Here is a 25,648-nt window from a genome sequence, read left to right as displayed (position 1 = left end):
AGGTCGCTAGGGTAAGCTGCGCGTTCCACCGTTAAAGCCTAAAACATTTCCCATGGTTAGGGCCTCAGACAGCCTCTTAGAGCAGTTCTCTGAATGATGGGCACGTCGGAACAACACTTCCGTTCCCTGCATTCTACGTCCTGCTCTTTCTTGTTCACTCGTTCCACTCGGCAAAAAGATGGTCAAAAGAGCACCATCTTTCTGCAAAACGCTCTAATGTCCGGCCAGGAACCGCCAGAGGTCGGGGTGTGCTCCCCAGCGGTACCACAGGTTGGGCAAAATGCCCAGCAGAATGACGCCGACCAGCGCCAGCGCCACCGTGAACGTGGTCGGGCCGCGCTGCCCATAGGCGTACTCGCGGGCCGGGGTACGGTCGGGCATGAACATCAACATGCCGGGGCGCAGGTAGTAGACCAGCGCCGCCACGCTCGCCAGCACCGCCAGCACGCTGAGGCCGGTGTAGCCGCTCTGAAACGCCGCCTGGAACGCCAGATACTTACCGAAGAACCCCGCGAAGGGCGGCAGCCCGGCCAGCGAAGCGAGGCACACCGCCAGCGCCAGCGCGTAACCTGGGTGGCGGTAGTACAGGCCGCGCATATCACTGATGTCGAAGCCTGCCTCGGTACGTTGCAGGGCAGCCACAATCGCCAGCGCCGCGCCAGACATCAGGGTGTAGATCAGCAGGTAGTAGGCCAGCGCCGGGCCGCCTACCTCGGGCCGGGCCAGGATGCACATCGCCAGAAAGCCGGTGTGGGCCACGGCTGAGTAGGCCAGCAGCCGCTTGAAGTTGGTTTGAAACAGCGCCGCCGCGTTGCCGACGATGAGGGTCACGCCAATCAGCACCTGCAACACACCGTGCCAGCCCGGAGCCGCCGCCAGCGCCCCGCTGAACACGCGCAGCATTCCAGCGAAGGCGGCGACCTTGACTACGGTGCTCAGAAACAGGCCCACGCTGGTCGGTGCGCCGCTGTACACGTCAGGCGTCCACTGGTGAAAGGGGACCAGCGCCACCTTGAACGCAAAGCCGCACAGAATCAGCAGCGCTCCGGCGACCAGAATCCCGGTGTTGGCTGGAACGAGGTTACTGACGGTGGCGACCTTTTCGGCGATACCCGCATAGTTCAGGGTGCCGGTCGCGCCGTACAGTAGCGCAATACCGTAAATGAGAATGGCGCTGCCCGCCGACCCCAGCAGAAAGTATTTGAGTCCCGCTTCCTCGGCGCGGCGGCTACCTTGCAAGGTCGCCAGCACGTATCCCGAAAGGCTCATGATTTCCAGCCCGATCAGCATGACGATCAGGTCGCCCGAGAAGGCGATGGTCAGGCAGCCGGTGACGGCGTACATCAGCAGGGCGTCGAATTCGGGAAAGCTTAGGCGGGCGCGGTAGGCGGTGTCCAGCGACACCAGCAGCGTCATGACACTGCCGACCAGAATGGTAGCGCCCAGCAGCAGCGCCGGGCTGTCGGCCTGCAAGCTGGCGTTAAACGCGCTGCCCCCCGAATCCCAGAGGCTATACATGCTGACGCCCGAAAGAAGAAGCAGCGCCAGATTGATCAAGGTCAGGGTGCGCCGCGACACGAAGAACCCGCCCACGGTACTGACCAGTGCGCCGAGCAGCACCAGCACAACAGGCAGCATGGGAGCCAGGGCGACGTCAGGTAAAGTCAGCATTTCAGTTTCCTCCCAGCGCGGCGAGCGTGGCCCGCACCGCAGGCTGAATCAGCTGTAGGGCAGGCGCGGAATAGAGACCAAAAAAGATGGCGAGCAGCAGCGGCAGCGCTAGCACCAGCCACTCACCCCCGCGCAGGTCGCTTACCAGCACGCTGCCGAAGGGCCGCGCCTGCCAGAAGGTGTGCTGAAAAGCCGTGAGCGCGTAGGCCGCCGCCGCGATGGTCGTGAGACCCGCCACGAAAGTGATCCAGGGCTGCACCTGGTAGGCGCCCATCAGGATGCTGAATTCCCCGACAAAACCCGCCATGCCCGGCACGCCGATAGAGGCAAACCACAGCCCCATAGTCAGGCCGCCGAGCGCCCCAGCCTGGGTCATCACGCCGCCCACGCGGGTGTCGAGGCTGCCGGTGCGCTCCTGGAGCATCCCAGTGCCCAGAAACAGCGCCCCGGTATACAGGTTCTGGAAGGCCAGCAGGTACATCGCGCCGATGATGGCCGTTTCGTTGAGACTGAAGACGCCCAGCGCCACAAAGCCCATGTGCGACAGCCCCGCGTAGGCCAACAGCCGTTTCCAGTGGTGCTGGTGGAAGGCAATCCAGGCGGCATAGAGCGCGGTGAAGGCCGCCAGCCCCATCATCAGGGGGCGGGTATCTTGCATCGCCTGCGGAAACAGCGCAATGGCAAAGGTGAAGATGCCGTAGCCGCCCACCTTGTACAGCGTGCCCATCACGTCGGGAATACCGCTGGCGTGGTTCTGTTCGTGAAAGTCGGGCAGCCAGGCGTGCAGCGGCCACAGCGGCAGCTTGACCATCATGGCGAGCAAGAAGCCCACGTACAGCCACAGCTCCGTGCGGGTGTCGGTAACCGGGTGGGCGATCAGGTCGCGCAGGGCAAAAGTGGGACTGCCGCCGTAATACTTGACCCCGATGATCGAGAGCAGCATCAGCAGACTGCCCAGCAATGTGTAGGCCGCAAACTTGACCAGCGCGTTCATGCGGTTCGGGCCGCCGTAGATCGCCAGCATCAGCAGAGCGGGCAGCAGCGCGTCCTCGAAGAACACGTAGAACAGCACCAGGTCACGCGCCGCAAAAATCCCCAGTAGCCCCGTTTCCATCGCCAGAATAAGCGAGAGCATGGTGCCGGGATTAGGAATGCGCCGCGCCGCGTAGGTGCAGGCAATAAACGACATGAAGGCCGTGACCAGCGCCAGCATCAGGCTGACCCCCGAGAGCTGCGCTGCGTAGGTCACCCCCAGCGGGGGAATCCAGTCGCGGATAAAGAGCGGCGTGCCCCCGGCAATCCAGAACGCCACGCCCAGCCCCAGCGTAAGCAGCGTCGCGGCCACGGCAATTTCCTCGCGCCACTGACGCGGGGCCAGGGTCAGCAGCAGCGACACCAGCAGCGGCAAAAAAATCATCAGGTGAAGCATGGCAGCGCCTCCCGGTAGTTGGTGCGTGTGGTCGTTAAACCAGCTAGAGGTCTAATACAGCTTCCGTCTGTCCCGTTGACCACTCCCGGGGGCGCCGGGTGGTCAACGCCACGTCCGGAAGCTGTTTTTGTCCTGCTCGCTCTGCGGCGCCGCGCTACAGGCCCCCTCAGGTTAAATTGTGCAAACCCTTCCACCCAAGTCCGCGTAACAGGCCCAGGACTCAGTACGGTTTGACCGTTCGGCCCTCTGGCCCTCAGACCGTGGGCAAGGCAAGCCTTCATGATCCACTTCCTACGGTTTTCAGCGCCCAGTAACCAATAATGAGCGCTGTGCCCAGCACCATGCTCACGGCGTAGGCCCGCACGAAGCCGCTCTGCCAGCGGGTAAACAGGCCGCCCGGAGCCGCCGCGTTGCGGGCGAGGCCGCCCAGGGCGGTGTCCAGGCCCCGGTCTACCGTGTCCAGCCCGGAAGCGATGGCGCGGCTGGGAGCACCGATCACGCTGTCGTACAGGTTTTGCAGGTACAGCGCGTTGGTGCTGGCGGGGCCAAGGGGGCCGTTGTACAGGTGGTCACCCCGGTGTTGCCAGTAGGCCCACAGCAGCCCGCCGACCCCGGCCAGCACGGCCAGCAGCGTCAGTAGTAGCTCGGTGGCGAAGGGAAGTTCAGGCCCGTGCTGCGTAATGGCGCGGCTCAGGTACGCGCCGAAGGCCGAGTGCCCGCCCAGAAAAGCCGGGACGTTGAGCAGACCCCCGAAGGTCGCCAGCGCCGCCAGGATGCCCAGCGGAATGGTCATCAGCGGGTCGGCGTCGTGCGGGTGCGCCATATGGCCCCGGTAGCGGCCTTCCCAGACCAGGAAATACCAGCGGCCCATGTAGAAGGCGGTGAGCAGCGCCACGCCCAGACCGATGATGTACAGCGCCGGGCTTTGCTCGTAGGCTGCGGCCAGAATCGCGTCTTTCGAGAAAAAACCGCTCCAGATCGGAAGGCCACAGATCGCCAGCACCCCCGCCAGCGAAAACCAGCGCGTGAGTGGCATAAACTCCTTCATGCCGCCCATCTTGCGGACATCCTGCTCGTCGCGCAGTGCGTGAATGACCGCGCCCGCCGCCAGAAAGAGCAAGGCCTTGAAAAAAGCGTGGGTCAGCAGGTGGAACACGCCCGCCGAGTAGGCGTGCAGCCCCACCGCCAGGAACATGTAGCCCAGCTGCGAGACGGTCGAGTACGCCAGAATTTTCTTGATGTCGTACTGGTTGAGCGCCGAGAGTGCGCCGTAAAGCGCCGTCAGGCCGCCGACCCAGGCCACCCACATGGAGGCGTGCGGCGCGAGGTCAAACAGGAAGTGACTGCGCGTCATCAGGTACACGCCCGCCGTGACCATCGTGGCCGCGTGGATCAGCGCCGAAACGGGCGTGGGGCCAGCCATCGCGTCGGGGAGCCAGGTTGTCAGCGGAAGCTGCCCGGACTTGCCGATGGCCCCGACCAGCAAAAACAGGCAGGCGAGTTCGACGCCGCTACGAAAATGCCCGGTGTCCCCGACATTGGCCGCCGGGGAAAAGACCTGCCCGACCGCGCCCTGTAACTCGGGAATGTTGACCGTGCCAAACAGCTTGAACAGCACGAACATGCCCAGCATAAAGCCCAGGTCGCCGACGCGGTTCATGATAAACGCCTTACGGGCGGCGTTGGAATTGCTGATGCCCTCGGCGTTGGCCGCCGCGAAGGTGTGCTCGTCCTTACTTTCTCCGCGCCCGGCGAACCAAAAGCCGATCAGCAGGTAAGACGCCGTGCCCACGCCTTCCCAGCCAACGAACATCAGCGGGTAGCTGTCGGCCAGCACCAGAATCAGCATCATGGACACAAAGAAGTTCAGGAACGCGAAGAAGCGGCCCTGCCGGGCGTCGTGGCTCATGTAGCTGACCGAGTAGACGTGAATCAGAAAGCCGATGCCGGTGATGATGAGGGTCATGAGGCCCGAAAGCTGATCCAGGTAAAAGCCGACGCTGAGGTTGGCGCTGTGGCCGCCATTGCCCAGCGCCATGTTGGGCAGCCATTGCCAGAGCAGTTCGTGGGCGGGGCCAGCGCCGAGGCCCAGAAAGCGCAGGAGCGCGACCACGAAGCTAAGCAGCACCATGACACTGCCCAGCCAGCCCGCCGCCCTGCCGGAAAAGGCTCTGGGCAGACCGATCAGCAGGGCGAACCCGATCAATGGAAACAGGGGAAGCAGATACAGAGGCAAACCCGTCACCTAACCTTTGAGAGACGCAAGATCGTCCACGTTGGTGGTTTCGCGCTTGCGAAAGATAGAGACGATGATCGCCAGGCCAATCGCCACCTCGGCGGCGGCCAGCGTCATCACGATGAATACGGCGGTCTGTCCCATCAGGTCGCCCCAGGCCCGCGCAAAAGCCACCAGCGCGATATTGGCGGCATTGAGCATCAGCTCGACCGAGAGGAACGCCATGATCGCCGTGCGGCGGGTCAGTACCCCAACCAGCCCCAGCGCGAACAAAATCCCCGACAGGGCCACATAAGAAGCCGTCGAAACCATCAGACCTGCACCTCCCGTTCCAGCTCTGCGCCCGCGTGTGAAGCGGGCGGCGCGCCGCCCCCAAACCCGTCGGGCTGCGGCGCGGGACGCTGCACCAGCGCCACCGCGCCGACCACCGCGACCAGCAGCAGCACGCTGACCACCTCAAAGGGCAGCAAGAAGCGCGTGAGCAGCGTTTCGCCCACCGCCTGAGCTGTGCCCCCACGAACGTCGGCGGCTCCCTCGGCCAGCGGACGCGGGTCTTTGTAGGTGTAGGCGATCACCACGAACGCCCCGGCAATCAGTGTTCCGGCGATGCCTGCCAGCTCACGCACGAAGGGCAGCGGGTCTTTGGCCGTCACGGGCGCGTTGGCGTTGAGCATCATGATGACAAAGAGAAACAGCACCATGATCGCCCCGGCGTACACGATCACCTGGGTGGCCGCCAGAAAGGCCGCGTTCATGGTGGCGAACAGTCCGGCCACCGCGAGCAGCGTACCGACCAGCCCCAGCGCCGCGTGCACCGCGTTACGTGCCCCGGTAGTGATGACGCCGCCGATGATCGCCAGTGCGCCGAGTATGTAGAAGGCCAGGATCATTGCGGGTACGTCACCCCCTCCAGTTCGGGCCGGGGGCCGCCTTCGACCCGGAAACCCAGGCGCACGCTTTCGCCCTTGGCGGCGGCCTCACGGCGCTGCGGGCGGCTGCCTTCCACTCCTACCAGCATGTCTTCTTTGCCGTACACGAAGTCGGGGTAGCGGTAATCGGCCATCTCGAATTCGTTGCCCAGCACCACTGCGCCCGTTGGGCAGGCTTCCTCGCACAGCCCGCAGAAGATGCAGCGCAGCATATTGATCTCGTAGACCTTGGCGTACCGCTCACCGGGGCTGTGGGGGTTGTGCGGGTCGTTTTCGCCAGCCTCGACGTAGATCGCGTAAGCGGGGCAGGCGGCGGCGCACAGGCTACAGCCGATGCACTTTTCCAGGCCGGTGCCGGGGTGCCGGGTCAGCACATGCCGCCCGCGAAAACGCGGTTGCAGGGTGGCCCGCTGTTCGGGGTAGCTGACGGTTACGGGCTTCTGGAACAGCTTGCCCAGCGTAACGCCCATACCTTTGGCAATTTCAAGCACGCCCATATGCGCCTCCTTTATCGGCTGGCCGAAGGGTCTGAGGGTGTAATACGAACTGCCGTTTGACCGTTTGACTGCTGAAAGCCGCCATCAGTCGCCCCCCGCCCGCGCTACGGAAGCCTGCTCGCCACGCACCGGATGGGCCTTGTTGAACAGGCCGCGCGACCGGTCGCCCAGCGCCAGCCACGCCAGCAGGCACAGCAGACTCAGCAGGCCCAGCGGCCAGAGGCCCCAGCCGGTCTTGTGGTACTCGTAGAGGCCGGGCACCTTCTGAACGCCGCCTACGAAGGCCAGATAAAACGCGACCAACATGGTGTTAAACAGCGCCAGCGGCAGCAGCAGCTTCCAGCCAAGGCGCATAAGCTGGTCGTAGCGGATGCGTAGGATGCTGGCCTTGACCCAAATAAACAGGAAGACGAAAAATGCCATCTTGACGATCAGCCAGATGATGGGCCACTCGCTGACGCCGGGAATGATGGCGTTGAGAAGCTGCGGCCCCTTCCAGCCGCCGAAAAACAGCGTGACCATCATCGCCGAGGCGGTGAACATGCTGATGTATTCGGCCATCTGGTACAGCGCCCACTTGATTGCGCTGTACTCGGTCAAAAAGCCCGCGACCAGCTCCTGTTCGGCTTCCGGCAGGTCGAAGGGGGCGCGGTTGGTTTCGGCAAAGGCGCTGATGAAAAAGATGACGAAGGCCAGCCCCTGAAACAGCAGCAGCCAGCCGTTGTGCGCCTGCCAGTACACGATGTCCTGAAAGTTGGTGCTGCCTACCAGCATCAGCACGCCCAGCAGGCTCATGCCCATGCTCAGTTCGTAGGAAATCATCTGGGCCGAGGAGCGCAGGCCGCCGAGCATCGGGTATTTACTGCCCGAGGCCCAGCCGCCCAGGAAGATGCCGTACACGCCCATGCTGGTCATGGCGAGCAGCACCAACAGCCCGGCGTCGAGGTTGTAGACCCAGGGATTTTCACCGAACAGGCTGTGCGCCGGGCCTGCCGGAATGCCCCCGAAAGCCACCAGCGCGAACGTCACCGAGATGATCGGCGCCATGGTGTACACCAGCTTGTCGGCCAGGGTGACGTTGATGTCTTCCTTGAAAATAGACTTGATCGCGTCGGCCAGCGGTTGCAGCAGCGCGAAGGGGCCGACGCGGTTGGGGCCGTACCGAAGCTGAAAACGGCCCAGCAGCACGCGCTCGACCAGGGTCATGTAGGCAAAGCCCGTGAGCAGCGCCACGATGACCACGGTGGACTTGAGCAGGGTGATGAGGGCAGCAGCGAGCCAGTCAGGCATGTGCGCCTCCTTCGGCGGCGGGTCTGAGGGTCGGAGGGTAAGAGGTTCTAAGCAAATCGGGAACGGGGGTTCTTACAAGGACTGCGGTTAAAAGGTGTGCAGACTTTTCAATCCAGGCGGACTCGTGCGCCGCAGAGCGAGCAGCAGAGAACCGGGTTCCGGGCACGGCCGTTCGTATTAGGCCCTTAGACCCTTCGGCGCTTAGACCGTGAGCGCGGCGAACCGGCATCAGTCGTCCCCCCCCGGCGCGTGCCTGGGCTGGGCGGCCATCGGCAGCTCCCACTCGCCCGCTCCCAAAGACTCGGTGCGCTCGGCCCAGGTGGTGTGCCAGCCTTTGTCCAGCATGTGTTCTTTCCAGAGCTGGGGCTTGTAGACCTGCCCGGTCGTGGCTCCATTTCCAGCAGCCCCGGCCAGCGGCCTGATCTCGCCGCGTTCCGGCAAGCCCTGCACGCTGAAGCCCAGCGCCGTTTCCAGCACGCCCTGCGCCGATTTGAGGCCGCGCACCTGGGGCCGCACGCCCAGTGCCTCGGCCAGGATGGTCAGCGTGCGAATCAGGTCGGCGCTGTCGCCCGCGCTGAGGGCCGCCTGTTGCAGCGCCAGGAAACGGCCTTCGAGGTTAACCGTGGTGCCGCGTTTTTCGTAGTTGGTCACGGCGGGCAAAACCACGTCAGCCAGCTTGGCGGTCTCGGTCAGGTGGGTGTCATGGACGATGGTGAACCCGGCGGCCCGCACCCGTGGATCGAGGCGGCTGATGAAGGCGGCGCGGGCCTGGGGCAGCTGTGAAAAGTTCAGTTGGCCCGGCTGCGGCACCAGCTTCAGCGCGGCTAGCCCGCTGCTGTTGGCTCCCGCCGCAATCGCCAGGAATTTGGCCCCGGTGCGCTGGGCCATGTCGCTCAGGCTAGCCGCAAAGGAACCGCTCGCCTGGTTCAGCACGTCCGCACCAAGAATCAGTACGGGTTTTTCGGCCCTGCCGAGTAGGGTCAGAGCGGCCCGCAGTTCATCGCTGTCGGGGTTGGCAAGTTTGAGCAGTGGGTTGTGTCCTCCCACGTCGGCGCGAATCCCGGCATGTTTCCACAGGCGGGAAGGCTGGCCAATCACCGCCAGTCTTTCGGGCTTTCGGGCGGGGCGCTCGACCAGCCGCAGGTCGGCGATGGCCGTGCCGTGCGTGAATTCGTTCGGGATAATTCCGCCGCGCAGGGCTTCGAGAATCCGCAGCTCGACCACCGGGGCTTCCTCGCCCAGATCGGCCCCCAGCACTACCACCGCGTCGGCGCTCGCTACGTCGGTCAGGGTCGCCGTGGAGCTGACCGCGACCGGGTAGCGCGGCCAGTGATCGACGTGGCCGGTGCCCAGCTGCCCGGCCAGCGCCTGCACCGCCGCGCCTTCTTCCAGCGTGCTGTCAGAGTTGATGAACAGGGCGATGTCAGCGGGGCTGGTGCCGTACAGACCGTTTTTCATGGCCTGAATCGCCTCGTCCCAGCTCGCCCCGCGCAGTTGCCCCCCGTCGCGGATCAGCGGACTGGTCAGGCGACCCTCTCTGGCGAACACGTGCCCGAAGCGGCCCGCGTCGCAAATCCATTGTTCGTTGACTTCGCGGTTCTCGCGCCCCACGATGCGCTCCAGGCGGCCATTGCGGGCGTCTACTGTAATCGCGCACCCCACCGGGCACAGCGTGCAGGTGGTCGGGGTATGGTCGTATTCCCAGTTGCGGCCCCGGAAGCGGGCCACGTTGTCCAGCAGCGCCCCCACCGGGCACACGTCGGCGATGTTGCCCTGAAAGCCAGTGGGCAGCCCGCCTTCTTGCGTGTCGATGAAGGTGTGCCCGCCGCGCTCGATAAAGTCCAGCACCTCCTGGCCCGGCACTTCCTCGAAGTAGCGCACGCAGCGTTTGCAGTGAATGCAGCGCTCCTGGTCGAGAATAATGAAGTCCGAGAGCGGATAGTGCTTGTCGGCGTGGCGGCGGTCAAACCCAAAGCGGCTGGCCCCGTAGCCGTACTCGAAGGCGCGGTCTTGCAACTCGCACGCGCCGCCCTTGTCGCAGGTCGGGCAGTCGAGCGGGTGGTTGATCAGGTGAAATTCCATCATCCCCGCCTGCGATTTGGCGACCACCGGCGAGGTCTTGGCCGTTTTGATGTGCATGCCCTCGGTCGCCAGCATGGTGCAGGCGGCCATGGGTTTGGGGAAGTAAAAGATTTTTGGCTGACCCGTTTCGTCCAGCTCGAAATGGCCGTCCTGGCCCTTGCGCGGGCTGCCCGACTCGACCAGACACATGCGGCAGGCCCCGACCGGCGAGAGGTACGGGTGAGCACAGAAATAGGGCACGTCGCCGCCCGCCGCGAACACGGCGTCAATGGCGCTGGTGCCGCTGGGAAGGTCGACTTCGGTGCCGTCTACGGTGACTTTCATGATGGCTCTCCGACTAGCACCTTGAAAGGGCGGATGTTATCTATCTCAAAGAATCCCGCCTTTACGACTGGGTCTTGATCCGTAATACCGCGCACCTCGTCGGCATCAGCAGCTCGGATGATGGCGACGGCTCCGGGCGCATCCGTAAGCGGGCCAGCGAGGATCAGGACGCCCTCGGCGTGGCGTTCGCGTGACCAGGCCGCATGTTCGGGAAATAGGGAATCCTGCATACTGAGCGGCTTCCAATGCGCTCCGGCCTTGTATGTCATTAGAAACGTGTTGCTCATACTTCCCTCCAGCGCCGCGCCCCAGCACCAATCAACTCGCCGCGCTCGGCGGCGGCGTACTCTTCGCGGAACAGCTTGATGCTGCTTAGCACCGGCCCCAGGCAGGCGTCGGCCAGCGCACAGAAGCTGCGCCCGCCGATGTTGTCGGCCATGTCTAAAATCAGTTGGGTGTCGCCGGGCTGCCCGTGGCCGCGCCCCAATTTTTCGTACATTTTGACCATCCAGCCCGAAATCCCTTCGCGGCAGGGCGTGCATTTGCCGCAGGACTCGTGCCCGTAGAAGCGCACCGCGTTCCAGGTGGTCTGCACGATGGACGCCGACGCCGGAATCAGCGTGACCCCCGCCGTGCCCAGGCTGCTGCCCGCCGCCGCCAGCGACTCGTAATCCATCGGCGTGCCGAGAACCTGATCGCTCCATTTCAGGAGCTGGCACGAAATCCCGCCGGGAATAATCGCCTTGATGCCTTCGGTGGGGCCGCCCGCCCAGTCGTAGACCAGTTCGCGCAGCGGCGTGCCCAGCGGCAGTTCGTACACGCCGGGACGCTTGACCGGCCCCGAAATCTGGAAGAGTTTCATGCCCCGGCTCTTCTCGGTGCCCATGCCCGCGTGCCAGTCGGCCCCGTAGTTCATGATGTGGGTCGCCGCGCAGAAGGTTTCGACGTTGTTGATGGTGGTCGGCAACCCGTACAGCCCCGCCGCCGCCGGAAAGGGGGGCTTGAGGCGCGGATTGGCCCGCAGGCCCTCCAGCGAGTTCATCAGGGCGGTTTCCTCGCCGCAGATGTACGCCCCAGCCCCCCGGTGCACCTGAAGGTCGAAGTCGAAGCCGCTGCCCAGAATATTTTTACCTAGCAGCCCGTTTGCCCGCGCCTCGTGAATGGCGGCCCATAATCTCTCGGCGGCGTGAACATATTCGCCCCGGATGTAGATGTAGCCTAGAGACGCCCGCATGGCAAGGCCCCCGATCAGCATCCCCTCGATCAGCTGGTGCGGGTCTTCGGACATCAGGTAGCGGTCTTTGAAGGTGCCGGGTTCGGACTCATCGGCGTTGCACAAAACGATGTGCTGCCTGCCGTCCTTGAGGGGCATGAACGACCACTTGAGGCCGGTGGCAAAGCCCGCGCCGCCGCGCCCGCGCAGGCCGGATTTCTTGATCTCGTCGATCACGGTGTCCGGCCCCATCGCCACCGCCCGTTTGAAGCCCATGTACCCGTCGTGGCGCAGGTAGTATTCCAGAGTGTGGCTGCCGCCTTGCCCGACGTGGGCGTACAACGTCGGCACAAAGCGGGGGTCTGTGCCGCTGACAATCGGCCTGCGCGGAGTCACTGGAGGGGCCGGAGCAGTCATTTCTTCACCTCTGAACCCGCTGGGGGCGGGGCGGGCAGGTCGGTGTCGGTCAGCCGCCGCAGGAACTCGACCGGGGCGCCTGCCGCCTGGCCGCTGTACGTCACCTGTAAGCCCGCCGAGTTGACCATTACCGGGATGGTGTTGTCGGGCGCGGGCTTTTGGTCGGCCCGCAACGCCGCCAGCAGGTGCCTACAGCGCTTGGGCGTCACGTTCTCGTAAAAGCCCTCGTCGCCCAGCTGAATCACGGGCGCGGTGCCGCAGCTGCCCAGGCACTCGACCTTTTGCACGCTGAACCGCCCGTCGGAGCTGACCTCGCCGGGCTGCACGTCCAGTTCGGACACCAGTTCGTCCCACAGTTCCTCGGCCCCGGCCAGCGCACACATCAGCGTGGCACAGACCTGAAGGTGATACTTACCGGTCGGCGTGGTGTGGTAGGTCGAGTAGAAGCTCATGACGCTGCGGACCTCGGTGGCGGTGGTGCCGCACAGGGCCGCGATCTCGTGCAGGCGGTCTTCGGTTACGTAGCCCTCGGCGTCTTGCACCTCGCGCAGCAGCGGCATCAGCGCCGAGCGTTTCCCCTGTGGCGACCCTGGGTAGCGGCTGAAAATGTCGTTTAAGAGGGGTTGTTTATTGGAGAAATAATTCAAATTGCCCTCCAGTGACTCCACTTCGGCCTATGGCAAAGGGCCAGCAAGGTCAAAACCCCCTCCTGGCTCAGCACCACAGACAGGCTTATAGGCAAGATGAATCCGCATTTACTTTGTGGTTTGGCGTCAGTAATAACCCAGACCAGGCGCCCAGGGCCGAACAGCTCCTCGACACTTATTTGGAGAGCGTTGCACCACCCGAACCAGTTATGACCTTTGGTTAAGGATCTGCCGCGTGACGATGGCACCACCGCCCCGAGCGGACTTGCAACGCGGCGAAGCAAAGTGAGTAGGTAAAAGGAGCTCTCGGTGGCAGCGGACTCGTAGAGCGGCTTGCAACGAGGATTTCGGGCGCTTTCCCCGGATACGCGCAACTGCGCCCGGCAGCTCCTGGGGTCTTGGTACCGGGCAGATGAGTGACTCACCGGTCCACATCCCCGAGCACCGGGTCAATGGTCGCCAGAATGGTAATCAGGTCGGCGAACTGTGCGCCCACACAGGCATATTCCAGCGCCTGCACGTTTACGAAACTGGGCGAGCGAATCTTGACGCGGTAGGGCATTGAGCCGCCGTCACTGACAACGTAGTACCCGACCTCGCCCCGGCAGGTTTCAACCGGCACGTAGACCTCGCCCAGCGGCGGGTGAAACCCTTCGGTGACCAGCTTGAAATGGTGGATGACTGCTTCCATGCTGGTTTCCAGCTCCGGGCGCGGCGGCAGACTGATTTTGCGGTTGGGGTCTTGCACCAGGCCGGGGCGCAGGCGGGCAAGCGCCTGACGGATGATTCTGATGCTCTGTTCGATTTCCAGAATGCGGATGCGGAAACGGTCGAGGCAGTCGCCCTTCTGGGTCGTGAGGACCTCGAAGTCGTAATTTTCGTAGCCGCTGTAGGGGTTGTTCTTGCGGTGGTCGAGCGGCACGCCGGACGCCCGCAGATTCGGCCCGGTCAGGCCCAGGTCGATGGCTTCCTGCGCCGAGATGATGCCGATGTCGGTGGCGCGGTCTAAAAAGATCGGATTCTGGCCGAACAGGTTCAGGTACTCCTGTACGCCGCGTTCTTGCTGGTCACAGAAGCGGGCGACCATCTGCTCCCAGCCCTCGGGCGCGTCCTTACTGAGGCCGCCGACCCGGAAGTAGCCCTGGTTCATGCGGTAGCCCGAAATCGCCTCGAAGATGTCCTGGCAGCTTTCCTTTTCGCGGAAGGTGTAGAACAGCGGCGTCAGCGCCCCGAGGTCAAGCAGCCCGGTGCCCACGAAGACGAGGTGGCTGTGAATCCGCCCCAGCTCGTGCAGGATGACCCGGATAACCTGCGCCCGCTCGGGTACCTGTGCCCCCAGCAGTTTCTCGACGCCCAGCACCCAGGCCAGCTCGTGTCCGAAGCTGTGCAGGTAATCGGTACGCGGCGCGTAGGTCACGCCCTGCTGGTAGGTGCGGTGCTCGAAGGTCTTCTCGAAGCCGGTGTGCAGGTAGCCCATATGCACAACCACGCGGCTGACGCGCTCGCCGTCCATATCGACCACCAGGCGCAGAACGCCATGCGTGCTAGGGTGCTGCGGCCCCACGTTCAGCGACAGCATTTCCGTGTGCAGCAGCGCCCCTTCGGTAGGTTTCTCGGTACTGGAAGTCCGCCTGGGGCCGGGGGTCTGGGGAAGGGTGGTCATGAGGTGCCCTCCCGCTGGAAGCGTCTAAGGGGCAAAAGGCCTAAGGGCCTAATACGGATTCCGTCTGTCCCTTTGCTTAGACGCTTAGACGCTTGGACTCTGGGATAAAAAGCGCAGCCATTCACTTTGGCCCTCCTTGCGGCATCACGGGCGGCACCATGTCGCGCAGGCTGCCCCGGCGCAGGCTGCCGCGCCAGCCGGTCAGGCCGCCGTCCTGGCCGCTGAGGCCCGCGCGGAACGCCGCCGGATCAAGAAAACGGCCCTCGCGGAACAGGGTTGGACTTTCGCCAATCGGAAAATCCTTGCGGAGCGGGTGACCTTCGAGGTCGTCGGGCGTCAGAATCTTGCGGAGGTCGGGGTGGTCGGTGAATTCGACCCCGATCAGGTCGTACACCTCGCGTTCCAGGTAGTGCGCGGCCCGCCAGACTGGGCTGAGGCTGTCGAGCGGCTGCCGGTCATCCAGCCACACCCGCAGAAAAATGCGGCGATGGTCGTAAGGGTGATAAATGTTGTGCAGCACGGCAAACCGCTTAGGCCGGGGCTGCGGGTAGCTCAGGTAGTCGATGCCGACCGAGTCCATGAGCATGAAGCCGCGTGACTTGAGGTGCAGCGCCACATGCCGCAGCTCGCCCGGTTCGACCACGGCGGTGGGTTCGCTCAGGCTTCCGGCAAAGGGGTCGGGGGTCAGCCGCAGTTCCTGCATCAGCGGAGTGACGTCCCGGCTGGCATCCTGACGCGGCGTCAGCGGGTCCATGCGTCCACCATCGGCAGCTGGTGCCCCAGTTCGTCGAAGGCCTCGCCGCGCACCTTTTTCTGAAGCTGCATCAGGGCGAACAGCAGGGCTTCCGGGCGGGGCGGGCAGCCGGGCACGAAGATGTCTACTGGAACCACGCTGTCTACGTTTTGCACCACCGCGTAGTTGTTGAACATGCCCCCCGAACTGGCGCACGCCCCCATGCTGATGACCCATTTGGGGTCAGGCATCTGGTCGTACACGCGGCGCAGCACCGGGGCCATCTTTTTACTGAGGCGTCCGGCAACGATCATCACGTCGGCCTGCCGGGGCGAGGCACGAAACACCTCGCTGCCGAAGCGGGCCATGTCGTTGCGGGCGTTGGTAGACTGCATCATCTCGATGGCGCAGCACGCCAGCCCGAAAGTCGCGGGCCACATGCTGTTACTGCGTCCCCAGGCCACCAGCTTTTCGAGGCTAGTAAACAGCACGCCTTCAGATTCCAGCTCCTGCCAGTCCTTCTCGAACAGTTCCTTCAGGGCCACGGGATCACCTCCGGGCCGTTTCGGGCGGCTCCAGGCTCAGGGGCGGCCCCTCGCCTTTCTTGACTAAATAACGTGGGAGTACTCGCTCTTAGGGCGGCTCTAGGCTCAGGGGCGGCCCTTCGCCTTTCTTGACTGAATAACGTAGGAGTACTCGCTCTTAGGTCCACTCCACCACGCCCTTTTTAAGAATGTAGAAGTACCCGACTAGCAGCAGCAGGACGAAGGTCAACGCCTCGAAGAAGGCGAATTTGGGCAACTGCTGGTAGGCGGCGGCCAGCGGATAGAAAAAGGCCGTTTCGATGTCGAACACGATAAACAGCATGGCGACCAGGTAAAAATGCACCGGAAAGCGCTGGCTGGTGCCGACGCCACCGTGCTCGGGATCGTTGCCCGATTCGTAAGGCATCAGCTTGGCGCGGCTGCCCTTCTTGGGGCCGAGCAAGGCACTGGCAATCACGGCGATAATGCCGATTCCCAGCGAAGCGAGCAGCATGATCACAAAATTGGCGTATTCGATGAGATCCTCCCCCGTCCGCCTTCAGATGGCCTGACTTCAGAACACAGCTAGTGAAAAAGCGCACTAGGATACGCAAAAAAAGAGATTTCCTCCGGAGTGCTTCAAGTTTTAGGTGTACGTTCATGTTCTAGCACGAACCGGCGTTTTGAGTACCCAGCGGTAGCTTCACCAAAGGTGCAACTCACGTCGGGATTTGAGTTTCCAAATGCACAGCAGAGAGACAAGAGCGTAAGAGAAATTCCGCTCTTCGTGGACTGTGCTGCTTGCCTCTTCCTAGACCTGACCTCGCATTTGAGAACCTTTGCTCTCATTTTTGGGCGACATGAGTTGCCCCTGAGCTTCACCATTAGGGCAACCGTCCAGTTCCCCCTACCTGGAACAGCGCCGGATACGGGTAGATTTCGGTTTGCTCCCACTCGCTGTGCGGCGCAAGCAGCGCCCTCTTGGGCAAAGTGGCACCCGTGAAGGGGCCTGACCTCCCCCCACTGCGGGCGGGATTGAGCGGAGTGCGAGCTAACCGCGAAGACGCGGGGAACAGCAAAAACAATGACTAGGTCGCTCCCCTAACCGGAACGGCCCAACCCATAGGGCGTCGGTAGGAGGTTCGGACTTACCCGCCCAGGCTTGCCAGCGTCGTTTGCGCCCCGACCACCCGCTGCCCGACTTCGACCTCGGGGCGCCAGTCGGCGCTCAGGTGAACTATAACCAGCCCGCCTTCCGGTAGGAACGTGGCCTTGTTGCCCGCCCGCACCGAGTCGCCCTCATGCAGGTACGTGGTCGCCTGAAGGGGGCAGGTCAGAGCAATTTGGGTGACCGTGACCCGGCCCGCCTCACCGCTCAGGGTGTACGAATAGCGCTCGTTGCTGGCAACGGCCTCACTGGGCAGCAAGTCGTGCGGCAAATCGGTCACCTGCCCGGCCAGCAGCGGCAGAAGCTGTGGCAGACGGGGAACATGGCATTCAGAACCCTGATCCTCGGCGGCGCGGTGGCCCGTCCGTTCGACCTCTCCCCCAGTCGGAAGGTAGGTGTAATGCACGTCCAGCGGCCCCACTACCACGCCCACCAGCCAGCCCTCGTGCAGCGGCGCGGGAGTTGCGGCCAGTTGCGCCAGAGGCCGGTCGTAACCTGCCACGGTTCCCAGGTCGATGCGGCGTATAAACGACACCACGCCGTCCGCCGGACTGAGCAACTGGCCCCCCGGCTGCTGCACCGGCAGACGCACCGGATCGCGGAAGCGGTACACCAAGCGGAGATACACCACAGCCCCGGCAGACAGGGTGCTGAGCAGCAGAACACGGCGGGGCAGACGCATAGCCTAGTTTAGAGCAGCGGGCTGCCCGGTGACCCACACGGGAAAGGGCCTGCCCGAACTTGTCGGCAGACCCCCAGAAAAAAGCTTCAGCAAAACGCTTAGTTGGACACCAGAATATCCACACTGCTTAGCACATCGGCCTGTGCGCCGGGAATCGGTTGCTCGCCGTAAGCAGTGCTCTGGGCCGTTTTGGTCAGGCTGTTCAGGGTGCTCAGGCCGTCCACGACCTTGCCAAACACGGTGTACTGCCCGCTCAGGAAGTCAGCTGGAGCCAGCGTGATAAAGAATTGGCTGCCCTGCGAATCCAGGCTGCTGCTGCGGGCCATCCCCAGCACCCCCGCGCGGCCAAAGCCCAGGCCGTTGCTGTTCTCGGCGCTGAAGCTGTAGCCGGGGCCGCCCGTACCCCAGGCAGGCCGCTGGCTCAGGTCTGTGCTCTGCGGGTCGCCGCCCTGGGCCATAAAGCCGTCGATCACGCGGTGAAAGCGGGTGCCGTCATAAAAATGATTCAGGGCCAGGAACACGAAATTGTTCACGGCGACGGGCGCGGCCTTGGCGTTCAGCTCCAGCGTGATCGGCCCCTTGGAAGTGTTGAGCACGGCGCGGTATGTCCTGGCCGGGTCAATCACTTGACTCGCTTTGGCAAAGGTCGTCACACGGGTGGCCAGGGCAGGTACGGCTCTGAACGTGGGCTGAGCGGGCGTAGTGGTAACGGTGCTGGTCGTGGTCGTTACGGTCACGGGCGCAGTCGTCTGAGCGGGCGGGGGCGTCGTCACGACGATCTCGTGCGTGGTCTTTTGGGTGGTAGGAGCGCAGGAAGCGAGGCCCAGGGTCACAAGCACCGCCGACAGATTAGTTGGTTTCATAAGAACCCTATTTGAACACAGGTCACGTCAGGTCTTTTGAGTGACAAATGAAGAGACACTTTTGCTGCGGTGCGATTCACTCGACAGGCAAACTTGTCGTGTACTTTTCCTGCTTGACCACGATGGTGCTGTCGGTATTCCGTACGCCCGGAATGGCGGCCAGCACATCTACCAGAAAACTCTGGTAAGCGTCAAGGTCACGCACACACACCTTGAGCAGATAATCAGTTCCGCCCAGGCACAGGTAACATTCGAGCACCTCGGGCCGCGCCCGCATCTTTTCGGCAAAGTCCTCGAAGCCCTGTTTGGTCTGCTTGTCGAGGTTTACGCGCACCATCACCATCAGGTCGCGGTGTACCAGTTTGGGGTTAAGCAGGGCCACATACCGGTGAATAACGCCCTCTTCTTCTAGCCGCCGCACCCGCCGCAGCGTGGGCGCGGGCGTCAGCCCGATTTCGTCGGCCAGCTCGGTATTGGGAATACGGGCGTCGCGCTGGAGAATACCCAGAATTTTGCGGTCGAGATGATCCAGTTCCGGCAAAGTAATTGGCGACATATAAGCAACAAAATAACCCATTTCTCAGCAATACTGTTGCGGCACTCCCCCCGAGCTCTGCCCTATTCGGCAATCCCGTAAATCAAACTGCATGCTAGTATTGCGCCATTCCAACATTTGTGTCTGGCAGCTTAGGCTAGGCAGCGCAGCGAGGCTTACTATGTATATCGGACTTCCCAAAGAAATCAAGGTCAAGGAAAACCGGGTGGCCCTCACCCCGGGGGGCGTGGCGACGCTGGTGCGGCGCGGGCATAGCGTGGTGGTCGAGCGTGGCGCGGGCCTGGGCAGCAGCCTGACCGACAGCGACTACGAGCAGGCTGGGGCCACCCTGGGCAGCGCCGCCGACGCCTGGGCCGCCGATATGGTCGTGAAGGTCAAAGAGCCGGTCGAAAGCGAGTACCCCCACCTGCGGCGCGACCTGCTGCTCTTTACCTATCTTCACCTCGCCGCCGACAAACCGCTGACCGACGCGCTGCTGGCGGCAGGAACCACCGCCGTCGCTTACGAAACCGTGCAGGACGCGGGCGGGGGCCTGCCACTGCTGACCCCCATGAGCGAGGTCGCCGGACGCCTGAGTGTGCAGGCCGGGGCCTACCACCTGCAAAAGCCTGCGGGCGGGCGCGGCGTGCTGCTGGGCGGTGTGCCGGGCGTGCAGCCGGGCCATGTGCTGATCGTGGGCGGCGGCGTGGTGGGCACCAACGCGGCCAAGATGGCCATGGGACTGGGAGCAAAGGTGACGGTGCTGGACGTGTCGCAGCGCCGACTGGCCTATCTGGACGACGTGTTTTTTGGGCGGCTGACCACCATGATGAGCAGTGAAGCCAACATCCGCGCCCTGCTGCCCGAAACCGACCTGCTGGTGGGCGCAGTGCTGATTCCGGGAGCCAGAGCGCCGCATCTGGTCACGCGCGACATGCTGGGGCTGATGCAGCCGGGCAGCGTCATCGTGGACGTCGCAGTGGATCAGGGCGGCTGCGTCGAGACCATTCACGCGACCACCCACGACGACCCGACCTACCTCGTAGACGGAATCATTCACTACGGCGTGGCGAACATGCCGGGAGCCGTGCCGCGCACCAGCACCTTTGCGCTGACCAACGCCACTTTCCCCTATGTGCTGCAACTGGCCGACCACCGCCTGGACGCGCTGAGACGTAACCCGGCCCTGTTGACGGGCCTCAATACCCACCAGGGCCAGCTGACTTTCGCCGGGGTTGCCGAGGCTTTCGGCAGGCCGGTGGTGGCCCCCGAAACGGCCCTGGCCTGAAGCTTTGGGGCAAACAGGGAGCCGAAGCGGGCGTATGCTGGGGCAATGCCCGCGAACCTGAGGGACTGGAATGCCCGCACCTTCAGCGCCCTGCAACACCCCAACTTTCGCCGTTACTGGCTTTCGCAACTGCTTTCGCTGATCGGCTCGTGGATGCAGAGCACCGCGCAGCAATACCTGGTGCTGGAGCTGTCGCACGGCAGCAGCGCCGCCCTGGGGATGGTCACTGTCGCGCAGTTTTTGCCCAGCCTGCTGCTCTCGCTGGTCGCCGGGGCCGTCATTGACCGCCTGCCGCGCCGCCACGTACTGCTGACCACCCAGATCGTTTTGCTGGTCTGCTCGGCGGTGCTGGCCGTCAGTACCCACCTGGGCGTGGTCAGCCTGCCGCTGGTGATAGTCACGGCGTTCGTGGCGGGCACCGCCAACGCCTTTGACCTGCCCGCCCGCCAAAGCATGGTCGTGGACTTCGTGCCGCGTTCCAGCGTGCCAAACGCCGTGGCGCTCAACAGCCTGTCTTTCAATGTCAGCCGCACCATCGGTCAGGCGCTGTTCGGGATCGTGGCGGCGCTGGGCGTCAGTCTGTTTGCCGCCGGAAACTCGGGCAACGTCGCACGCCTCGCCCTGCCTTTTTATCTCAACGTCATCTCGTTTTTCTATGTGCTGTACGTCATCGCCACGCTGCCCTTCCCGCCGCGCGAGCCGCATCTGCGCAGCATGGCTGAGGACGTGCTCGAGGGGCTGCGCTATGTGCGGGCGACCCCGGCCATCCGCAACGTTATGCTGCTGGTGGGCCTGCTGAGCCTGACCGTTATCAATTTCAACGTGCTTATTCCGTATTTTGCGCGGGTGGTCTACGGAGCCAAAGAAGGCACCTTCGGCGTCCTCTCGGCGGCGTTCGGGGTCGGCGCGATGGCGGGCGCACTGTGGCAGGCCAGCCGTCCCAATCCATTACGCAACCTGCGGCTGGGCGCGGTGATTTTGCTGGGCTGCACGCTGCTGCTGGCTTTGGCCCCCGGCCCGCTGCTGGCGACCCCGGTGCTGATGCTGTGCGGTTTCGGGATGCTCTCGCTGCTGGTCAGCGCCAACAGCACCGTGCAGCTGAGCGTGCCCGACGACCTGCGGGGCCGGGTCATGAGCCTGTATTCGTTCGTGCTGGTTGGCATGGGGCCGCTGGGGGCCATCATTTCAAGCTGGCTGATCAACAAAGAGGGCCTCCTGGGGCCACACGTCGGCCTGCTGGTGCTCGACGCACTCGGGGCCGTGTGCGTCCTGGCCCTCTGGACACGGCTGCCCCGCGCCCTACCCGAGGTGGAACAGGCCGTTTCTGCCACACAGGAAACACCAGCCTGAAGTTCAGGCCAGCCGTGGTTCGCATGGACGCTGGCTCGGCCAGAAACCAGAAGCCCGCTTAAACAGATACTGGCCCAAAGACCGGCTCAATCTGAACCAGTCGGGCGTGTTGCTGTCGCTCGCTCTCGGCAATCAGATCGGCCAGGGTGGTGCCGCCCAGCACGTCGCGCAGCGCGGCGTCGACCCGGAACCATAGGTCCTGCGTGCCGCACACGTTCTGACTTTCGCAACTGTGGTCGTCCTCGACGCACTGCACCGGGGCGATGCTGCCTTCCAGCGCCGTGACAACTTCGTAGGCGTTGATCTGCTCGGCGGGGCGGGCCAGCCGGTAGCCACCGTGTGCCCCGCGCACACTCTTAATAAACCCGGCCCGGCGCAGGTTGCTGGCGATTTGCTCCAGATAATGTTGGCTAAGGCCCTGCCGCTCGGACACGTCCTTGAGCGGCACAGCCTCGCCGCCGCGCCGGGCAATCTCGATCAGGGCACGCAAACCGTACTGGGCTTTGGTGGAGACCCACATGCACAGAGTCTAGCGCTTATTGATGAGCAGCTAAGTCGGTACCCGTTGCAATCTGAACCATGAGAGGCAGTACGTCGGCCACAGCACGAACTCAGTGTGCTCGGCCTTTCATTGGCCCGGAAGACCTATTGGCCCAAAAGACCTATTGGCTCAGAAGACCCAATCAACTCACCGCGTTCTCAGTAACCGCGCCAGCCTGCCACATCAGCCCAGCCACCCATCAGCCCAGCCACAGTCCTTGGGAACAGTTCCCGGTCAGAGGCGAGTGCCCGGCCAGAGGCGCTGAGCGCGGTCAAAAGCCCCCTGACCGTATGGTAGGCTGAAGCTCATGAAGAACACGTTCGCCGTCTCGATGACCCTGTTGCTGGCCTTCACGCTGGGCGGCTCTTTACTGAGCTACCACAACGGCACCAAGGAGGAAAAGCCAGCTGCCGAGGCCCACGCCACCTCCCCGGCAACGGCAGGCGCCGAAGCGGGCGCAACCCCGGCTGGAGCGGCACCCACGGAGTCCCCAGCCACGAATACAGCGGCAGGAACGGCGGCGGCTCCGGCAGGAAGTGCCGCGAGCAGCACCACGGGCACGGCAACTACCTCGGCCAGCACTTCGGGAACCACCAACAATGCAGGCACGCCCGGCGTCGACAACACCAATGCCCAGGGAGCCACCGGCAATGCCCCCTCCGATACGGCCGCCGTAGCCAAAGCCACCGCCCCTGCTGGTGACGCCGCCGCCGGAAAAGCCAAGTTTGCCGAAGCCACCTGCGCGGGTTGCCACGGCGCGAATGCCGAGGGCGCAGTCGGCCCGGCCCTCAAGGTCACCAAAGACTGGACTGAGGAGCAGTTCGCCGTCGCCATACGTGAAGGCCACGCTCCCGATAAGACCCTCAGCAACCTGATGCCCCGCTTCACCACCACGCAGGTCACCGACGCCGACCTCGCCAACCTCCACGCTTACTTCAAGACCCTCAACTGAGCGCCGCTTCACCCCCAATCAGCCCCGCCCTTCCCGGCGGGTTTATGTTTGGGCTATGTGCGGCTCCCTGCTCTCTACCTCCGAAGAAACCTGGACTGGCCCACCCGAGGCGCTCCTCGCCACTGCCGAGCGGCTGAAACAGGCCAGCGGCTTGCTGGTGCCCCACGACGGCGGGCCGGTGGCGGATGTGCAGGGCAGGCCGGAGCGCTGGGCACTGCTCGGTCTGCTGACCGGGGCGGCGCGGCGCGGCGTTCCCGTGCTGGCCTGGGGCAGCGGGGCGGCGCTGGCAGGCCGGGCACTGGGCGCGAAAGTCCATGCCGGAGCGCCCGACTGGTCTGAACTGCCACGCGGAGCGACTGTTCAGCGCTGGCACGGCGAAATGCCGCTGCACTGGACGGCCGGGCGCGTCACCGCCTGGGCCGCGCCACAGTTGCCGGACGACCTGCACAAAGCGTTTCTGGCGTCTTTGCCGGAGCTGACCTCGCGCACCCCGGCCACCCTATTTGAAGAGCTGGGCGGTGAGGCGGCCCTGCGCCCGCTGCTGGCTGATTTTTACGCGGCGGCGCGGGCCGACGACCTGCTTGGCCCCGTCTTTGGTCGGCATGTGCAGGACTGGGAGTCCCACCTGGAACGGGTCAGCGCCTTCTGGGCCACCATGCTCGGCGGATCAGGCACGGGCGTAGTGTGGCGCGGGAACCTCAACACCGTTCACACCGGGCTAGAAGTGCGCGCCGCACACCTGGAACGCTGGCTGGAACTGTTCGCGGCTGCCGCACACCGCCACCTTTGTGAGGAACACGCCGCGCTGCTGCTTAGGCGAGGTGAGGTTATGGCTAAGCGTTTGGGGAAGGCAAGAGGCGCGGGAAGTGGAACTTTCACATGAAAAAGCGCGTACTTTAAGCCAAGATGCCCAACTTTCCCCTGTTCGACAGACTGAACCTGCCCAGTGGCATGACGCACCCCACCTGGGTCGTGCTGGACCTGACTGGCCCTTACCCCGAGCGCCAGCCCACCCAGCCCCTGCAAGCGCTGCTGAACCGCACCGAAACCGTCGAGGCGCTGCAAGCCCGCGCCGATGCCCTGGCGGGGGCAGACTGGCTGCACGGTGTGCTGGTCAGGATCAGCGAGTTCACGGCTTCCCCGGCCACCGCCCACGCCATCCGGGGAATTCTCAAGCGCCTGGCCGAGAAAAAACGGGTCGTGGCCTATGTGCCGCAGCTGACCATGACCAGCCTGATCGCGGCGAGTGGCGCGGGCGAAATCGCGGCTCCCGAATCGGCGGATGTGATGGTCAGCGGCTTTGCCGCCCAGCCGACCTACATGGGCGCGTTCCTAAAAAAGCAGGGCATCGAGTTCGAGAATCTGCGCATCAAGGAATACAAAGCTGCCCTGACCCGTTTTTCCGAAGACCAGATGGACGACGCCAACCGCGAGCAGCTCCAGGCCTACCTAAGCGGCATCGAAACCGCCTGGGCGCGGGACATGGCCGGGGCCAGAGGCGTAAGCGAGGACACCGCGCGTAGCTGGCTGGACGCCGACTTTACCAGCGCCCAGGCGCTTAAGGACGCGGGCCTGATCGACCGCCTGGCCTACGAGGACGAACTGATCGGCCCCGGCACGCGCCCCGTGGCGGCCATTGTGGACCTGCTGGTCAGGCAGTTTGACCGCCCCAGCCCCAAAGAAGACCGTATTGCCGTCGTGCCGGTGATCGGCACCATCGTGCCGGGCAAGTCGAAGAACAATCCGTTGCCCCTGCCCCTCGTCGGTGGCCCAATGGCCGGGGCCGATACCTTTGTGGCCGCCCTCAAACGCGCCAAGGAGGACAAGGCCACCAAAGCCATCGTGGTGTACGTAAACAGCGGCGGCGGCAGCGCCCTGGCCTCTGACCTGATGCACCGCGAAATTGTGACCAGCGACAAGCCCGTGGTGGTGGTCATGGGCGAATACGCGGCGTCGGGCGGCTATTACCTCGCGGCGGGGGCCGACAAGATCATCGCCAGCCCCTATACCGTGACAGGCAGCATCGGCGTGGTCAGCGGCAAACCCGTCATGGAAAAATTCAACGAGCGCCACGGCCTGCGGCCCGAGGGCGTGGGCCGCCCGCAGGCGCTGAAATACAGCAGCAGCCACGCCTTCAGCGCCGAGCAGCGCGAGCACCTGCACCGGGCCATGACCGAGGTCTACGACCGCTTTACCCGCCGCGTGGCCGAGGGCCGCAAACTAAGCCAGGAGCGCGTAAACGAGATTGGCCGGGGCCGCATCTGGAGTGGGCAAGACGCGCTGGGCCTGGGCCTCGTAGACGAACTCGGCGACCTGCACACCGGCCTCCAACGGGCCGCCGAACTCGCGGGTCTGAAGGCCGGTGCCCCGACCTGGAACGCCGCACCCAAACACCAGGGGCCGCTGCCCGAATTTGCCAAGGAGGTGCGCGACGCCGCCCACGTCAGCGTGTGGCCGTTTGGTGGCGAGCGCGTGCTGATCTGGCTGGACACGGAACTTAGGGTGCGCTGAGACGAGGAACTACTCAGTTGGGGGAACCCGCACGGCAAACCATACTTTGAACAGCAGTTGCCATGCTTTGTGGTGCATAAAAAGCGGCTTCAGCTTGGCTTTG

The 25,648-nt window shown here is 64.0% G+C and carries 24 protein-coding genes; 5 read left to right on the top strand and 19 right to left on the bottom strand.

The genetic code is table 11. From position 1 onward, the window contains the following. Positions 1-213: 213 nt before the first annotated feature. From QZ269_RS02755 to QZ269_RS02675, 18 genes are all read right to left on the bottom strand, one after another. Positions 214-1,671: an NADH-quinone oxidoreductase subunit N gene (locus QZ269_RS02755; protein WP_291424059.1), complete on the bottom strand. Its 1,458-nt coding sequence runs from the start codon at positions 1,669-1,671 to the stop codon at positions 214-216. 1 nt (position 1,672) lies between these two features. Further along, positions 1,673-3,100, bottom strand: a complete 1,428-nt coding sequence (locus tag QZ269_RS02750) for an NADH-quinone oxidoreductase subunit M (RefSeq protein ID WP_291424057.1) — start codon at positions 3,098-3,100, stop codon at positions 1,673-1,675. Between the two features lie 277 nt (positions 3,101-3,377). Then, positions 3,378-5,336 (bottom strand): NADH-quinone oxidoreductase subunit L, encoded by a 1,959-nt coding sequence (gene nuoL, locus QZ269_RS02745; RefSeq protein WP_291424067.1) that lies wholly within the window; start codon positions 5,334-5,336, stop codon positions 3,378-3,380. A 9-nt stretch (positions 5,337-5,345) separates the two neighbouring features. After that, the gene (gene nuoK / locus QZ269_RS02740; protein WP_291424055.1) at positions 5,346-5,648 is read right to left on the bottom strand and encodes an NADH-quinone oxidoreductase subunit NuoK; all 303 of its coding nucleotides are present in this window, start codon (positions 5,646-5,648) and stop codon (positions 5,346-5,348) included. Further along, positions 5,648-6,226 (bottom strand): NADH-quinone oxidoreductase subunit J, encoded by a 579-nt coding sequence (locus QZ269_RS02735; protein WP_291424053.1) that lies wholly within the window; start codon positions 6,224-6,226, stop codon positions 5,648-5,650. Before QZ269_RS02735 ends, nuoK begins: the two co-directional genes overlap by 1 nt. Then, entirely contained in the window at positions 6,223-6,762 is a 540-nt protein-coding gene (gene nuoI, locus QZ269_RS02730) for an NADH-quinone oxidoreductase subunit NuoI (RefSeq protein ID WP_291424050.1), read from the bottom strand. The genes QZ269_RS02735 and nuoI overlap by 4 nt, the downstream gene beginning before the upstream one ends. An 84-nt stretch (positions 6,763-6,846) precedes the next feature. Further along, positions 6,847-8,052: an NADH-quinone oxidoreductase subunit NuoH gene (gene nuoH / locus QZ269_RS02725; protein WP_291424048.1), complete on the bottom strand. Its 1,206-nt coding sequence runs from the start codon at positions 8,050-8,052 to the stop codon at positions 6,847-6,849. 228 nt (positions 8,053-8,280) lie between these two features. Further along, the gene (gene nuoG, locus QZ269_RS02720) at positions 8,281-10,458 is read right to left on the bottom strand and encodes an NADH-quinone oxidoreductase subunit NuoG (RefSeq protein WP_291424046.1); all 2,178 of its coding nucleotides are present in this window, start codon (positions 10,456-10,458) and stop codon (positions 8,281-8,283) included. Next, positions 10,455-10,688 carry a YciI family protein gene (locus QZ269_RS13535; protein ID WP_367272190.1) on the bottom strand — a complete coding sequence of 78 codons (234 nt, stop codon included), beginning with the start codon at positions 10,686-10,688 and terminating at the stop codon, positions 10,455-10,457. Before QZ269_RS13535 ends, nuoG begins: the two co-directional genes overlap by 4 nt. Before the next feature lie 53 nt (positions 10,689-10,741). After that, a complete protein-coding gene (gene nuoF, locus QZ269_RS02715) occupies positions 10,742-12,088 on the bottom strand; it encodes an NADH-quinone oxidoreductase subunit NuoF (RefSeq protein ID WP_291424044.1) in 1,347 nt (448 codons plus the stop codon). Beyond that, entirely contained in the window at positions 12,085-12,735 is a 651-nt protein-coding gene (gene nuoE, locus QZ269_RS02710; protein ID WP_291424042.1) for an NADH-quinone oxidoreductase subunit NuoE, read from the bottom strand. Before nuoE ends, nuoF begins: the two co-directional genes overlap by 4 nt. A 421-nt stretch (positions 12,736-13,156) precedes the next feature. After that, positions 13,157-14,314 (bottom strand): NADH dehydrogenase (quinone) subunit D, encoded by a 1,158-nt coding sequence (gene nuoD, locus QZ269_RS02705; protein WP_291424065.1) that lies wholly within the window; start codon positions 14,312-14,314, stop codon positions 13,157-13,159. A 205-nt stretch (positions 14,315-14,519) separates the two neighbouring features. Then, positions 14,520-15,152: an NADH-quinone oxidoreductase subunit C gene (locus QZ269_RS02700; RefSeq protein ID WP_291424040.1), complete on the bottom strand. Its 633-nt coding sequence runs from the start codon at positions 15,150-15,152 to the stop codon at positions 14,520-14,522. Continuing rightward, a complete protein-coding gene (locus tag QZ269_RS02695; RefSeq protein WP_291424063.1) occupies positions 15,140-15,661 on the bottom strand; it encodes an NADH-quinone oxidoreductase subunit B family protein in 522 nt (173 codons plus the stop codon). Before QZ269_RS02695 ends, QZ269_RS02700 begins: the two co-directional genes overlap by 13 nt. A gap of 172 nt (positions 15,662-15,833) precedes the next feature. Further along, positions 15,834-16,169, bottom strand: coding sequence for an NADH-quinone oxidoreductase subunit A (locus tag QZ269_RS02690; protein WP_291424038.1), 336 nt, complete (start codon positions 16,167-16,169; stop codon positions 15,834-15,836). 634 nt (positions 16,170-16,803) lie between these two features. Continuing rightward, on the bottom strand, positions 16,804-17,505 hold the full coding sequence (locus QZ269_RS02685) for a phosphatidylserine decarboxylase (protein WP_291424036.1): 702 nt from the start codon (positions 17,503-17,505) through the stop codon (positions 16,804-16,806). Between the two features lie 98 nt (positions 17,506-17,603). Beyond that, positions 17,604-18,368 carry a peptidylprolyl isomerase gene (locus tag QZ269_RS02680; protein WP_291424034.1) on the bottom strand — a complete coding sequence of 255 codons (765 nt, stop codon included), beginning with the start codon at positions 18,366-18,368 and terminating at the stop codon, positions 17,604-17,606. Positions 18,369-18,444: 76 nt separating this feature from the next. Further along, entirely contained in the window at positions 18,445-18,915 is a 471-nt protein-coding gene (locus QZ269_RS02675; RefSeq protein ID WP_291424061.1) for an Lrp/AsnC family transcriptional regulator, read from the bottom strand. 169 nt (positions 18,916-19,084) lie between these two features. Between QZ269_RS02675 and ald the strand changes: the two genes are divergently transcribed. Then, on the top strand, positions 19,085-20,191 hold the full coding sequence (gene ald / locus QZ269_RS02670) for an alanine dehydrogenase (RefSeq protein WP_291424032.1): 1,107 nt from the start codon (positions 19,085-19,087) through the stop codon (positions 20,189-20,191). Positions 20,192-20,236: 45 nt separating this feature from the next. Beyond that, positions 20,237-21,541: an MFS transporter gene (locus QZ269_RS02665; protein WP_291424030.1), complete on the top strand. Its 1,305-nt coding sequence runs from the start codon at positions 20,237-20,239 to the stop codon at positions 21,539-21,541. A gap of 58 nt (positions 21,542-21,599) precedes the next feature. Here the strand turns inward: QZ269_RS02665 and QZ269_RS02660 are convergent, their stop codons facing one another. Next, complete coding sequence (locus tag QZ269_RS02660) at positions 21,600-22,061, bottom strand: RrF2 family transcriptional regulator (RefSeq protein ID WP_291424028.1); 462 nt, start codon at positions 22,059-22,061, stop codon at positions 21,600-21,602. 328 nt (positions 22,062-22,389) lie between these two features. Here QZ269_RS02660 and QZ269_RS02655 point away from each other — a divergent pair, with 328 nt between their 5' ends. From QZ269_RS02655 to sppA, 3 genes are read left to right on the top strand one after another with little or no spacing between them, the layout of a single operon-like run. Continuing rightward, positions 22,390-23,034 (top strand): cytochrome c, encoded by a 645-nt coding sequence (locus QZ269_RS02655; protein WP_291424026.1) that lies wholly within the window; start codon positions 22,390-22,392, stop codon positions 23,032-23,034. A gap of 55 nt (positions 23,035-23,089) precedes the next feature. Further along, positions 23,090-23,917 (top strand): group III truncated hemoglobin, encoded by an 828-nt coding sequence (locus tag QZ269_RS02650; RefSeq protein ID WP_291424024.1) that lies wholly within the window; start codon positions 23,090-23,092, stop codon positions 23,915-23,917. 23 nt (positions 23,918-23,940) lie between these two features. Beyond that, complete coding sequence (gene sppA / locus QZ269_RS02645) at positions 23,941-25,545, top strand: signal peptide peptidase SppA (protein ID WP_291424022.1); 1,605 nt, start codon at positions 23,941-23,943, stop codon at positions 25,543-25,545. Positions 25,546-25,648 lie beyond the last annotated feature (103 nt).

It is taken from the genome of Deinococcus sp., from assembly GCF_018260405.1.
Classification (GTDB): Bacteria; Deinococcota; Deinococci; order Deinococcales; family Deinococcaceae; genus Deinococcus.
This window is presented reverse-complemented; position numbering and strand designations above follow the sequence as displayed.